The organism is Paenibacillus sp. PL91 (assembly GCF_012935325.2).
Lineage (GTDB): Bacteria > Bacillota > Bacilli > Paenibacillales > Paenibacillaceae > Pristimantibacillus.
The window spans coordinates 381,250-396,752 of record NZ_JABBYG020000004.1; the positions used below are offsets into that span (position 1 = coordinate 381,250).

The window sequence follows — 15,503 nt, forward strand, 5'->3', positions numbered from 1 at the left end:
AATAAGCCAACTTCACGCGAGGTGAATAATGACGAAAGCAAATGCGATTCAGAAGGTGTACCCCCTTACTCCGATGCAGGAGGGAATGTTGTTCCACTCGATCATAAACAGCAAGTCCAGCGCTTATTTCACTTTAATGGAAGCTTCGCTGCTAGGCAGCGTGGACCCGGAGCTGTTCGAGCAGTGCTTAAACAGCATCATGAAGGAATTTGACATCCTGCGTACAGTATTTGTCCATCAAAATTTGCCGCGGCCTCGGCAGGTTGTCTTCCATGAGCGGAGCACGAAGCTGCATTATGAGGATCTCCGCCATCTAGAGGAAACGGAGCAGGGCAAGTATATCGAGTGCTATAACGAGGCAAACCGAAGTCGCGGTTTTCAGCTATCGAAGGATGTGCTGCTTCGAGTTGCTTTGTTCCGCACTACTGAGCATACATATCGATTAATGTGGAGCCATCATCATATTTTGATGGACGGCTGGGGCTTTGGCGTTGTCATACAGCGGTTGTTTCAAATTTATGCAGCTAAGCGTACGGGCAGCGCGATTCCTCAAAGCATCATTTATCCATACGGCGATTACATCAAATGGCTTGAAAATAGAAGCAAAGAGCAATCTCTCGTCTATTGGAAAAAAGCGCTTGAAGGCTTTGAAGAGCAAACGTCTTTGCCGCAAAGGCAGCTTAGCGGCCAGGCGGACGAATATCGCCAGGGTCAGCATGAATTTGTCATTAACGCCGAAACAACGCTGCTCCTTACCCGAATGGCAAGAGGCTGCGGAGCGACGCTTAACAGCTTTTTTCAAGCCGTTTGGGCGGTGCTTCTCAGCAAATACAATAGGACGCGTGACGTTGTGTTTGGCTCGGTCGTATCGGGGCGCCCCTCGGATGTGCCGGGAATCGAGCAGATGGTCGGATTGTTCATAAATACGGTGCCGGTTCGCGTTCGCAGTTTTGACGGCCTTACCTTTGCGCAGCTGCTGACGAACATACAAGCAGAAGCGGTCGAGATGGAAGCACATAGCTACCTGCCGCTTTACGAGGTGCAAAATCAATCGGAGCTGAAGCAGGCGCTGCTCGATCATATTTTGATATTCGAAAATTATCCGCTAGGCAAGGATGTTGAAGGCGGGAAGGCCGAGGAGGCGATCGGCTTCCAAACACAGGTTGACCGCGTGTTTGAACAAACGAATTATGATTTGAATGTCGTTGTATCTCCTTCCGAGGAGCTTTCTATCAAATTCAGCTACAACCAGAACAGGTTTGAGAGCTCAGTTATCCATCGGGCAGAAGGTCATTTGCGCAGCATCATAGCGCAAATATTGGATAACCCGGCAGTCGAGCTGAGCGCGCTCGAAGTGGTTGCAGCGGAAGAAAAACGGCAATTGTCCGAACATTTTAACGCGACGAAGAGGGTGTATGAGGAACCGAAGCTCGTTCATGCTTTGTTTGAGAAGCAGGTAACACGCACGCCGGATCAAACCGCTGTGCTTGGAGCCGGTGTAGAGCTAACCTACCGGGAATTGAACGTCGAAGCTAATCGCCTAGCCCGGACGCTATATGACAATGGCGCTGCAGGCCGCGTCATAGCTGTTATGGCAGAGCCTTCACCGGATATGGCGGTTGCGCTGCTCGCTGTGCTTAAAGCGGGAGCAGCTTACTTGCCAATCGATCCCGCGCTTCCAGCAGATCGCATCCGCTATATGCTGGAGGACAGCGAAGCCTGCTGTGTTCTATCCGATCCTCACTATGCCCAGCTTGCAGAAAGCTTTGGCACAAATGTTGTTGATATTAGCGATATAAACGGCTACGCGGAGGATACCTCCAATTTGGAGGTTCAGGTCAAGCCGAACGATTTGGCTTATATCATTTACACGTCCGGCACGACAGGCATGCCTAAAGGGGTTATGATCGAGCATCGCAGCATATCGAATACGCTGCTTTGGCGGAAAGAGGAGTACCAATTTAGCACGGAGGATCGCACGCTAGTCTTCTTGTCGTTTGCATTCGACGCGTTCGTTAGTACGTTCTTCGCGCCGCTCATTGCAGGCTCGTCCGTTCACTTGGCGAAAGCTGCGGAGAGCAAGGACCCGCTTGCGCTGAAAAAGCTTATTGCGGCGGGACAAATTACTCATTTCAGCACAGTGCCAGCCATGTTCCTGGCCATTCTTGATGTTATAACGCAAGAGGAAGCTTTATCGCTCAAAGCGGTGACACTCGGAGGAGAGAAGGTTACGGAGGATGCCGTTAGCCGTGCAAGGAGCGTAAATCCGGCGCTTGAATTGGTTAATGAATACGGGCCGACCGAAAACAGCGTTATAACGACATGCTTGCGTGATGCCCAGGACGGTAAACGGATAACGATTGGCACTCCAATTGCCAATACACAGGTATGGATTGTTGGTAGCGACAGGCAGCTTCAGCCAATCGGCGCAGTGGGCGAGCTATGTGTTGCTGGCGAGGGGCTGGCTCGCGGATATTTGAATCAGCCTGAGCTGACGAAGGAGCATTTTGTGCCGCATCCATTCGATGAAGGTGCTGGCTTGCTTTACCTTACGGGCGATCTAGCGCGATGGACGGAGGATGGCCAGCTTGAATTCGTAGAGCGGATCGATCATCAAGTGAAAATTCGCGGCTATCGGATCGAGTTGGGAGAAATCGAAGCCGCGCTTCGCAAGCAGGCGGCTATTAAGGATGCAGCAGTGCTAGCTGTGCAGGACGGTTCCGGCTCGAAGCAGCTTTGCGCCTATGTAACGCTGGAAGAAGGTTCCGATTGGGATGAAGCGTCATTAAGAAGGATGCTTGGAACCCAGCTGCCATCCTACATGAATCCGGCAGCCTTCATTCGGCTTGAGCGCTTGCCATACACAGCGAACGGCAAGCTCGACCGCAAGGCGCTTCCGATTCCGGATGCAGGCTTGGCAGGGAACCGTGAATACATAGCGCCTGAAACGCTGCTTGAGGCGCAGCTTCAGCCGATTTGGGAACAAATTTTGCAAGTAGAGAAGATCGGCGTAACGGAAGATTTTTTTGAGCTTGGGGGGCATTCGCTCAAAGCGATGCTGTTGGCGGCCAGGCTTCAGAAGGAGCTGCAGACAGACATTCCTCTGAAAGAGCTGTTTGATCGTCCGACGATCCGCGGCATTGCCCGCTTCATTGAAGGAGAGAATCAGGAGGAAGGAACATTTGTCGCCATTGTACCGGCAGAGCCAAGAGAAGTCTATCCGTTAACATCGGCGCAGAGAAGAATGTTTGTAATCAACCAGTTTGAGAACGTCGGCACGGCTTACAATATGCCCGATGCTTTGCTTATGGAAGGGATTGTTGATCAGGAAAAGCTTGCAGATGCCCTTCAGAAATTGATCGAGCGGCATGAGCCGCTACGGACCACGTTCGAGCTGCAGGAGGAGGAGCCCGTTCAGCGCATTCACGCAACGGCTGCGGTTGAGCTTGAGGTTTTCGAAGCATCCGATACGCTGCAGGCTGAACAAATCATGCGCGATTTCGTACGCCCCTTCGATTTGACGCAAGCTCCGCTTATGCGGGCTCGCCTCGTTCGTTTGGAGGAAGAACGCCATCTGCTGCTGCTCGATGTGCACCATATTATTGCCGATGGGATTACAGTTGGTCATCTAATTCAGGATATGGCCGCATTATATCGGGGTGAACAGCTGCCGGAACTTCGCATTCAGTACAAGGATTATGCTGTCTGGCAGCAGGGCGATGTGAACGCGGAGCGGCTGAAGAAGCAGGAGGCTTTCTGGCTGGAGCAATTCTCAAGCGGCGTGCCTGCGTTCGATTTCCCTTCTGACTACTCGCGTCCGCTCGTACGGGATTTTGCAGGTAAGCGATATGAGTTCACGGCCAATAAGGAGCTATTTGCTTCGCTGCGTGAATTGGCTACAGCTCAAGGCGCAACGCTGTTTATGGTGCTGTTCGCAGCTTATAATGTGCTGCTCAATAAGTACACCGGCCAGGAGGATTTTGTCGTTGGAACGCCGACAGCCGGCCGCGCTCATGATGAGCTGCGGGAAATGACCGGGCTGTTCGTAGGTACGCTTGCGCTCCGAACAAGACCTAAGCCGGAGCTTTCTTTCCAAAATTATGTTGCCGAGGTTAAACGGCATTGTCTTGAAGCGTTCGAGCATCAGGACTATCCATTTGAGGAGCTGCTGCAAAAATTGGGCATTCCGCGCAGCATGAGCCGCAATCCGCTGTTCGATACGATGTTTCTTATGCAAAACATGGATTCGGCTGATCTGCAGCTGGAAGGCTTGAAGCTGACATCCTACCCGCAATCCAATGATATCGCCAAGTTCGACCTGACCTTTGGCGTGATCGAGCAGGAGGATTCGCTTCAGTTCAGCATTGAATATGCAACAGCTTTATTCCGCCCAGAGACAGCGAATCGGCTTGGCAATCATTATATCGAGCTGCTTCATGCGATTGCCGCTCATCCAGAGAAGTCATTAGCTGAGCTGGATGTGTTAAACAGCAGTGAAATCGAGCAATTGCTGTACGGGTTTAACGACACCGCGGCAAGCTACTCGCGTGAGGCTACGATAACTTCGTTATTTGAACAGCAGGCAGCTATTCATGACGCGCTTATTGCGGTCTCGGATGATGAGCGGCAGCTAACCTATCGCGAGCTGAACGCTCGAGCGAATAGGCTGGCAAGGCGGCTTCGAGATGAAGCGGGAGTTGGGCGTGACAATCTAGTAGCGATTCTTATGGACCGCACGACCGACATTATCGTTGCTATGCTCGCGGTTCTGAAGGCGGGGGGCGCGTATGTGCCGATTGATCCCGCTTATCCTGAGGAGCGGATTCAGTACATTTTGAAAGACAGCAAGCCGAAGGCGCTGCTTACGCAAACCTCTTGTCTCCATCAGGCTAACGGCGAAGCCTGCATCGTCTTCGATCTCCAGAACGGCTCAACCTTCACGGGAGACGAGGGTGATTTGGAAGCAATCAATGAGCCGCAGGACTTAGCCTATATCATCTATACGTCCGGAACGACCGGCCAGCCGAAGGGCGTTATGATCACCCATCGGAATGTGGTAAGGCTGTTAACGAACAATCGGCTTGCGTTTGATTTTAATGAGCGGGACGTATGGACGATGTTCCACTCGTACTGCTTCGATTTCTCGGTATGGGAAATGTACGGCGCTTTGCTGTACGGCGGCCATGTTGTCGTTGTTCCGCGCCATACCGCGCAAAACCCGCAGCAGTTTGCTGAGCTGCTGAGGAAGAAGAAGGTAACGGTGCTGAACCAAACGCCAACTGCTTTCTATGCCTTGATTCAAGAAGAAGTGCGTCAGCAGGAACATGACTTAGCGGTACGTTACGTCATTTTTGGCGGTGAAGCTTTGAATCCGGCTATGCTTCGCCCATACCGCGACCTGTATCCTGCCGCAAAGCTGATCAATATGTACGGCATCACCGAAACGACCGTGCATGTCACATACAAAGTGATAACGGATCATGAGATAGCGACAAATGTAAGCAATATCGGCAAGCCGATTGCTACGCTTACCTGCTATGTTTTCGATTCCAGGCAGAGGCTTGTTCCCATTGGGGTTAACGGCGAGCTGTACGTTGGCGGAGATGGCGTGGCGAGAGGCTATTTGAACCGTGAGGAGCTGTCGCGGGAACGGTTCGTGCCGAACCCATACAATGCCGACGAGAGGCTGTACAGGACTGGCGATCTGGTACGCAGATTGGCTAACGGCGAGATGGAGTATCTTGGGCGCATCGACCATCAGGTTAAAATCCGCGGTCATCGGATCGAGCTGGGCGAGATTGAGACCGTGCTTCTTAATCATATCAAAGTTAAAGAAACAACCGTCATTGCACGTGACCAGAAGGACGGCAGCAAAGCACTGTGTGCCTATATCGTTGCCGAGGAAGAGCTGACCGTTACCCAGCTGCGTCAATTCACGAAAGAATCGCTGCCCGATTACATGGTCCCGGCCTATTTTGTCCAGCTGGACAAAATTCCTTTAACCTCGAATGGCAAAATTGACCGGCAAGCGCTCCCTGAACCGGACCTGAGCATCTCTACCGGCAGTGCTTATATCGCACCGGAGTCGATTCGCGAGCAGCTGCTTGCAGACATTTGGCAAAGTGTGCTTGGCGCTAAACATATTGGCTCGGCCGAGCATTTCTTTGCGCTCGGCGGCGACTCTATTAAAGCGATCCAAGTAGCTGCTAGACTCGGTGCACATGGTTTGAAGCTAGAGATTAAAGATTTATTCCAGTATCCGACAATCGGTGAGCTTGCTCCGCGGCTAAAGGCTGTCACTAGGAGCATTGAGCAAGGCGCTGTAACAGGAGAAGCCGGGCTTACCGCAATTCAGCACTGGTTCTTTAAACAGCAATTTACCGATGCCCATCACTGGAATCAATCGGTCATGCTGTACACGCCGGGACGGTTCGAGGAGAAAGCGATCCGATCTGCCGTTGATGCGATCGTCCGTCATCATGATGCGCTGCGCTTCGTGTTCCGCCAGAGTGGAGATGGCTCCTATATTCCCTTCAACCGGGGACTAGAGGAAGAGGGTACGCATACATACGTGTATATGGATTTATCCGGCGAGGCGGATGATCGCTCGGCACTTGCTAGGCATGCGGAGCAGCTTCAAAGCTCGATCAATTTGTCAGAAGGCCCACTGTTCCTGACCGCTCACTACCGGACAGCGAGCGGCGATCATTTGCTGCTGATCGCCCATCATCTCATCATAGACGGCGTCTCTTGGCGCATCTTGTTCGAGGATCTGGAGCAGGCATATAGCCAAGCGCTGAACGGGGAGCAGATCCGACTTCCGCTCAAATCCGATTCCTTCCTCTATTGGTCGGAGCAGCTCAGCTTGTATGCAGAAAGCCCGCTGCTTCTAAGGGAGGCCGATTATTGGAGAGAGCTGGAGGAGAGAGGCGTCGTTCCTCTTCCACGCGATAGACATGCGGGCCGCGGTGACTTCTCGACATTGCGGACGGCACAGTTCGAGCTGGATGAGTTGGAGACAGACGATCTGCTGAAGCGGGCTGGACGCGCGTATAACACGGAAATCAACGATTTGCTGATGACAGCATTAGGACTTGCCGTCAAGCAATGGTCGGGCATAGACCAGGTCGGCATCAACCTAGAATCACACGGACGCGAGCCTATCTCGGAGGCGCTGGACATTTCGCGCACGGTTGGCTGGTTCACCTCCCAATATCCGGTTGTGCTGGATATGAGCGCGGCGGATGATTTATCTCGTCAGATTAAGCTGACGAAGGAACAGCTTCGAGCTGTACCTGGCAAAGGCATCGGCTACGATCTATTGAAATATATGACGCCTGAGCCATTGAAGCCAGTGCTTCGCTTCGACCTTGAGCCGGAGATTTGCTTCAACTACTTAGGGCAAATTGACGGAGATGTAACGAACGAAATTTTCACCATGTCGGATTATGACAATGGGTCTCCCGTCAGCTCAAAAGCGGAAAACAGCTTTGCATGGAGCTTCGGAGGCATCGTTGAGGAAGGCCGGCTTTCGATGAAATGCCATTACAACAGCTTAGAATTTTCGGAGGAGACGATGAACCGCTTCATGAATGCTTATCGCGCGCAGCTTGGCAGCGTAATCGCTCATTGTACCTTGCAAGAGGATGCGGAGCTGACGCCAAGCGATATTAGCTCAAAAGGGATGACGGTTGACGACTTGGAAGACATTTTCGATCTGCTGGAAGAGAAGCTGAAATGAGAAAGCGAGCGAATATGCTTGTCAGAGAGGTGCGAAATGTCAACTTTTAAGAAAGAGCAAGTGAAGGATATTTATTATTTATCTCCGATGCAGGAGGGCATGCTGTTTCATACCATCATGAGCCGGGATGCCACCTATTTTGAGCAAATGACCGTTCGTATTCGCGGAGAGCTGAATGTCGCTTTGTTCGAGGAGAGCATGAATCGCATTGTTGCGCGGTACGATGTGTTTCGGACTACTTTCTTATATGACAAGGTCAAGCGCCCGGTGCAGGTTGTGCTGAAGGATCGCTCGCTAAAAATCCGGGTTGAGGATTTGTCGGGGTTAACCAGAGAGGAACAAGAGGCAAGCCTTGAGTCCGCCAGACAAAAGGATCGTGAGATAGGCTTCGACCTCTCTCACGATATCCCGATGCGTATGATTGTATTCCGCCTTGCAGCGAACGAATACGAAATGATTTGGAGCCATCACCATATTCTAATGGACGGCTGGTGCCTCGGGATTATCATCAATGAATTATTCAGCCTGTACGGGTGCTTGAAACGCCAGGAAACGCCTGCGCTTGCGCCGGCCCAGCCTTACAGCGATTACATCAAATGGCTGGAGAAGCAAGACAAGGAAAAAGCTTTAACCTACTGGCAAGAGCTGCTTGGCGATTACGAGCAAGAGGCATCGCTTCCAAGGCGCAAAGCTCCGTCGGCTGTTCATGCGGGCCATTATGAGCAGGCTGAGCTGCGATTCAGCTTCGGTCTGGAGCTATCGCGCAAGCTGCAGGAGCTGGCAAGCAGCTGTCAGATTACGCTGAACAGCTTGTTTCAGACATTATGGGGCGTGCTGCTTCAACGGTACAACCATTTGGAGGACGTCGTGTTTGGCTCTGTCGTATCCGGCCGCCCATCGGAGCTGCCCGGTATTGAAACGATGGTGGGGCTGTTTATCAATACGATTCCGGTTCGCATACGATCGTTGGGGAATGAATCGTTCGCGGAAATGGCTGCAAGCGTCCAGAGGAAGGCCATTGAATCGGAAGGCTTTGACTATATGCCGTTATATGACATTCAAAATAGGACGGAATTAAAAAACAGCCTGATTAATCACATTGTCGTGTTTGAAAACTATCCGATTGAAAAGGAAGTTTCAGAGAGCGGCTCTGAGGATACGCTTGGCTTCGATGTAGGCGATGTAAGCATGTATGAGCAAACTAGCTATGATCTGAACGTGATGGTGCTTCCGAGCGACGATTTGACGGTAAAGCTTAATTTTAATGCTTCCATTTATGATCCGAAGCAGCTGGAGGCTATTGAAGGCCATCTGATTATGTTGGCTGAGCAAGCTGTTGCAAGCCCGGACATGCCTGTTCGCAGCATGCGAATCGTGACCGGCGAAGAGCAGCAGCTGCTGGAATCATTTAACGGCGATGCATGCGAGTATCAATCCGAGCATACGGTTCACCGTTTGTTTGAGGAGCAGGCAGCACGTACGGGGGAAGCGGTTGCGATCGCGATGGGCGCTGAGCGAATCAGCTACGGCGAGCTGAACGCCGCAGCGAATCGGTTGGCGCACAGCTTGCGTCAGCAGGGCGTCGGCGCTGGCAAGACGGTCGGCATCATGGCGGAGCGCTCGATCGCATACGTGACGGGAGTGCTGGCTGTATTGAAGGCTGGCGGCGCATTCGTGCCGATTGATCCGGACCTTCCGGCAGAGCGCGCCGCCTATATGCTGGATAACAGCGGAGCGGAAATGCTTTTGCACCAGCCGGATATGGCAGACAAGGCATCTATTGTTGGTGGGGGTGTCGCGTTGCAAATGCTGCAGGACGAACTGTATGCACAGCTGTCAGCTGACAATTTGCCTCCTTTGGCAGCTTCGAACGATTTGTTTTACGTGATCTATACGTCCGGCACGACCGGACAGCCCAAAGGGGTCATGCTTGAGAATAAAAACATGGTCAATTTACTTTCCTATGTATGGTCGAAAACGACCGTTCCTTACCACACAAAGGTGCTGCAATACACGACGATCAGCTTCGACGTCTGCTATCAGGAAATCTTTTCGACGCTGCTGGCAGGAGGCACGCTTTGTTTAATCGATAACGATACGAAGCGCAGCGTAGAAAAACTAACCGAATGGATCGGCGAGCAATCGATTCCTGTCTTGTTTTTGCCGGTGCCCTTTCTCAAATTTGTATTTAATGAAAAAAGCTACGTCGAGCTGTTCCCGCCTTGCGTTAAGCACATCATAACCGCGGGCGAGCAGCTGGTCGTCTCAGATGGCCTTCGAGCTTATTTGCGAGAACGTGGCGTTACGCTCCATAACCATTACGGCCCATCAGAAACGCATGTCGTTACGACACTGTCGCTCGGGGCATCAGAGCCGATAGCCGAATTGCCGACGATCGGACGGCCGATATCAAATACTGGCATTTATATTTTAAACAGCGGCATGCAGCTTCAACCCGTTGGCATACCCGGCGAGCTGTATATCGCTGGTGACAATGTCGGGCGCGGCTATATCGGCAACGCCGAATTAACCGCTGAGAAATTTTTGCACAATCCATATCGTTCTGCGGAACGCATGTATCGCACGGGAGACCTCGCTTGCTGGCTGCCGAATGGGGAAATTGAATTGCGGGGCCGCATGGATCATCAAGTGAAGATTCGCGGCCATCGTATCGAGCTTGGCGAGATTGAGTCTCGTCTGCTCAATCATCCAGCAATTACGGAAGCGGCGGCACTCGCATATGAGGATGTTCAGAGCAGCAAATATTTATGTGCGTATTATGCGGCTTCAGAAATGCTTTCAGCTGTTGATCTAAGGGAGTATATGCTTGAAGCGCTTCCTGATTACATGGTACCGTCACTTTTCATTCAGCTGGAGAAGCTGCCGATTACGGCTAACGGGAAGACCGATCGAAGAGCGCTTCCGATGCCGGAGGGAGAACCAGGAACAGGTGCCGCCTATGTCGCTCCGACGAATGAGCTTCAGCAAAAGCTGGCTGCAATATGGGAAGAGGTGCTTGGAGTCGCCAAAGTCGGCATTTGCGACAACTTCTTCACATTGGGAGGACATTCCCTTAAAGCGATGATGCTCGTATCCAGCATAAGCAAGCAGTGCGGCATCGACGTTCCGCTAAAAATGCTGTTCGAGAAACCAACCATTGAAACGCTGACTACATATCTTAATGTTCATAATCAGCCTAATTCCGAACACGTTTCGGCGGTTTCGGCGGTTCCACAGGCGCAGAAGCAGGCTATATACCCGGCCTCGTCCGCGCAGAGACGGATGTTTGTGCTCCATCAATTGGGCGACGCTCATACGGGCTACAACATTCCCGGCATATTTCTGCTTGAGGGCGAGATCAATGCCGACAGATTCGAAGCAGCGATGCAAAAGCTGGTTGAACGACATGAATCGTTGCGCACCTCCTTCACGCTAACCGATGGCGAGCCTATGCAGCGCGTGCATGACAGCATTTCCTTTCATGTGAATAGGATCGATCTTTCTGAAAGACCGGAAGCGTGGCATGAGCCTGAAAAGCTGATCGAACGCTTTGTCCGGCCTTTCGATCTGCTGGCAGCGCCATTATTTCGCGTAGAGCTGGTTAAGCTGGCTGCTGACCGTCATTTGCTGCTATTTGATCTGCATCACATAATTGCTGACGGCGTTTCACTAAGCATTATCATTGATGAATTCACGGCATTGTATCGAGGCGAGGAGCTGCCGAAGCTGCGTATCCACTATAAGGATATTGCCGTCTGGCAAAACAGTCTGGTCGGATCGGAGGCTTTCAGCAGGAAGGAAGCGTTCTGGCTGGAGCAATTTTCAGGCGATTTGCCGCTGCTTGATCTTCCAACCGATTACGCCCGGCCTGCCATTAGAAGCTTTGAAGGCGAGCATTTGTCTATGCTCCTTGAACCAAGGCAAGCCGCTGCGCTTAACGAGCTTGCAGCGAAGGAAGGCGTCACGCTGTACATGGTGCTGCTTGCCGCATACTTTGGGCTGCTGTACAAATATACCGGCCATACGGACATCATCGTAGGCTCTCCGGTTGCCGGACGAACGCATGAAGATATGAATCACGTCGTCGGGATGTTTGTGAATACATTGGCGCTGCGTGCGAAGCCGGAAGGGAAGAAGACGTTTCGCGCTTTGCTGAAAGAAGTGAAGGAGACTTCATTGTCCGCGTTCGAGCATCAGGATTACCCGTATGAAACGCTGCTGGAGAAGCTGGACATGCCGCGTGATTTGAGCCGAAATCCTTTGTTCGACGCGGTGTTCATGGTTCAGAATTTATCTGAAGGCGCAGAAGACCCGAATGGGTTAAAAGTAAGCGCCTATGAATTTGAAAATAAATGGTCGAAATTCGATTTGACGCTTATGGCGGAGCCATCGAGCCAAGGGATAACGCTTGGCGTTGAATTCAGCACCTCCTTGTTCAACAAGGATACGATGGCGCGGTTTCTGAGCTGCTATACGGAAATATTGACAGCTGTCGTCCGCCAGCCTGAGCTGACGCTTGCAGAAATCAATATGCTGGCGTCTGAAGACAGACGGAAACTGCTTGAGGATTTCAACGATACACAAAGCGAGCTTCCGGCTGACAGAACCGTTCATTCGCTGTTCGAGCAGCAAGCGAGCCGTATTCCTGATGCCGCTGCTTTGAGCCTAGGCAGCATTACCCTTTCCTATGCAGAGCTTAATGCCAAATCCGATAGGATGGCAGTTAAACTTCGCCATGCCGGTATTGGGGCAGAAGCGATTGTGGGCGTAATGATGGAGCGATCAATTGAGATGGTCGTGACATTGCTCGCTATTATGAAAGCCGGCGGAGCCTATTTGCCTATCGACATCGATTATCCGGATGAACGGATTCAGTACATCGTCCGGGACAGTGGAGCCAAGGTGGTCGTCACGAGGCAGCTTGACTATGACAAGGTTCGGGCAAGCGTAAATATGCAAAGCAATTTGCTCATTTACGAGGAAATCATAGGTCTAGGAGCAGATGGTCATAATCATGGCGGATTGGCTGCCGCCGAATCGCTTTCCGGCATTGATCAAGCGCAAGGCGAGCAGCAGCAGCCCCATTCATCCGGCAGCTTGGCCTACGTCATCTATACGTCCGGTACAACCGGCATGCCGAAAGGGACGATGCTGGAGCATAGGGGGCTTGTTAATTTACAGGTTTATTTTCAAAGCCAGTACGGGATTGGCGAGGAGGACCGAATCGCCCAGTTTGCGAGCAGCTCGTTCGACGCATCGGTTTGGGAAATATTTATGGCGCTGTTTACCGGAGCCACCCTCCATATCGTTCCGAAGGAAGCCATGAACGATTATGCAAGCTTTGAATCCTTTATGAACGAGGAGCGAATTACGGTCATTACGCTTCCTCCTACTTTCGCTATTCATCTGGAGCCGAAGCGGCTGCCTTATTTGCGGCGTCTCATTACTGCCGGTTCTGCCGCTTCGAGAGAGCTTGTTACCCGGTGGGTTGACCACGTAAGCTACGTCAATGCCTACGGTCCGACGGAGTCGACGATATGCGCAACCGCCTGTGAGATCAACGAGTTGCCGTTTGAAGCATCAGCGTCCGTACCGATCGGCAAGCCTATTGCGAATACGAAAATATTTATTGTCAGCCAGGACAACCAGCTGCAGCCGATCGGCGTGCCTGGGGAATTATGCATCGGAGGCGTTGGCGTGGCTAGAGGTTATTTAAACCGGCCGGAGCTGACCGAGGAGAAGTTCGTTGCATGTCCATACCTGATTGGCGAGCGGATGTACCGAACCGGAGATTTAGCACGATGGCGGCCTGATGGCAGCGTCGAATATTTGGGCCGTATCGATCATCAGGTGAAAATTCGCGGCTATCGAATCGAGCTGGGCGAAATTGAAGCAGCGATAGTTCAGATGAGCAGCGTTGTCGAAGCTCTCGTGCTCGATCTTGCTGACGGTCAAGGCGATGCTTATCTTTGTGCCTTCTATACGGCTCAACACGGGCTTGATCCGGCCGAGCTGCGCGAGCATTTGGAAGCTAGGCTGCCTAGCTTTATGCTTCCGGCACGCCTCATTCCACTAGAGAGGATGCCGCTCACCGCAAATGGGAAAATCGACCGTCTAGCTTTGCAGAAAACCGCAGAATCGCTGAATGAGGCGGAATCGGAATTTATCGCGCCTCGTACATGGACAGAAGAGAAGCTCGCGGCTATATGGTCCGAGCTGCTTGGCACCGAGCGGATCGGCGTGCAGGACGATTTTTTCAAGCTTGGCGGACACTCGCTGAAAGCGATGAACCTCATATCCAAAGTTTTGCAAGCCTTTGGCGTGAAGCTGGAGCTGAGCTCGTTGTTTGAGAGCTCGACGCTTGAAGCTTTAGCATCGGCGATTGACCGCAAGGAGCGGATAGAGACAGCAGCAATTGTACCGCTGCCTAGCAGTCCGCATTATGCAGTGTCAGCCGCTCAGCGCCGCATGTACATTATGCACCAGTTCGATGGCGAAGGAACGGGCTACAATATGCCTGGCGCGATGATCATAGAGGGAGCATTGAACCCTGACCGATTGCAGGACGCCTTCCGCAGCATCATTCAGCGCCACGAGACATTCCGGACAACTTTCCATTCCGTAGGGGGAGAGCCGGTACAGAAAGTTCACGATGAGGCTGTGTTTGACATTTCATATCGTCATGCACGCGAAGCCGAGCTCGATAGCGTAATAAACGAATTTGTGCAGCCATTCGATTTGGCGCATGCGCCTTTGCTGCGTGTAGGACTTGTCATGCTTGAGCCGGCAAAGCATCTGCTTATGTTCGATATGCATCATATTATTTCTGACGGTGTATCAATGGCCATTCTGGTTCGGGAGTTTGCCGAGCTCTATGCCGGACGTGCGCTTCCTGCCCTAAACCTGCAGTATAAGGACTTCGCGGCATGGCAGAACCAACTATTTGCCTCCGCTGCCTATGAGCGTATGGAAGCCTTTTGGCAAGCGCAATTTGCGGGCGGCGTTCCGCAATTAGCGCTTCCAACTGATTTCAGCAGAGCGGAGAAACGAGATTTTGCTGGCGATGCGATTACGTTTGCTACGATTCCGGGCTTAAAGGATAAGCTGATGCTATTGAGTGAGGAAACAGGGTCAACGGTATTCATGGTGCTGCTTGCGGCTTATCACGTTTTGCTCTCCAAGTATTCGGGGCAGTCTGACATCGTTATTGGTGTTCCGGCAGCAGGACGGCCGCTTGCTGCGCTCGAGCAAGTTATGGGCATGTTCGTTAATACGCTGGCCCTGCGAAACATTCATGATGCCGATTTATCGTTTGCGGAATTTGTTCTTCAAGTAAAAACACTTACGCTCGAAGCTTTCGAGCATCAGGATTTTCCGCTGGAGCAGCTTATTGCAAGCCTTGATCTGCAGCGGGATTTAAGCCGCAACCCACTATTCGATACGGTCTTCAGCCTGCAAAATATCGCGGGCGAGGCAGAGGATATCGAAGGTTTGCGATTTGCACCTTATGAGCTCGGAAGCTCGATTGCGAAGTTCGATTTGACTCTGTCGGCAGTCGAGGAAGAGGAGTGCTTTAGATTCTCCTTCGAATATGCAGCAGCGTTATTCAAGCGGGACACGATTGACCGGCTGGCGCAGCATTTTATCAAGGTGCTGGAGGCTGTAACGAACGATCCAAGCATCCGCATCGGCGACATACAGCTGATCGAAGCCGAGCAAATGGATAATTTGCTGGGGGAAGACGTACAGTTTCAATTTTGAT

2 protein-coding genes and 2 pseudogenes are annotated in these 15,503 nt (G+C 51.9%); all 4 read left to right on the top strand.

Going from position 1 to position 15,503, the window contains the following annotated elements:
• Nucleotides 1-28: 28 nt before the first annotated feature.
• A pseudogene (locus HI950_RS37270) lies at nt 29-1,372 on the top strand (condensation domain-containing protein); the annotation flags it as partial.
• Between the two features lie 111 nt (nt 1,373-1,483).
• Nucleotides 1,484-2,866, top strand: a pseudogene (locus tag HI950_RS37275) (amino acid adenylation domain-containing protein); the annotation flags it as partial.
• Between the two features lie 48 nt (nt 2,867-2,914).
• On the top strand, nt 2,915-7,741 hold the full coding sequence (locus HI950_RS37280; protein WP_486187805.1) for an amino acid adenylation domain-containing protein: 4,827 nt from the start codon (nt 2,915-2,917) through the stop codon (nt 7,739-7,741).
• A gap of 36 nt (nt 7,742-7,777) precedes the next feature.
• Complete coding sequence (locus HI950_RS12830) at nt 7,778-15,502, top strand: non-ribosomal peptide synthetase (RefSeq protein WP_169082368.1); 7,725 nt, start codon at nt 7,778-7,780, stop codon at nt 15,500-15,502.
• Nucleotide 15,503: the final 1 nt, after the last annotated feature.

What these genes read in the sequence shown, in the direction of transcription:
- HI950_RS12830 (WP_169082368.1), top strand. Translation starts at nt 7,778, where the DNA reads ATGTCAACTTTTAAGAAAGAGCAAGTGAAGGATATTTATTATTTATCT.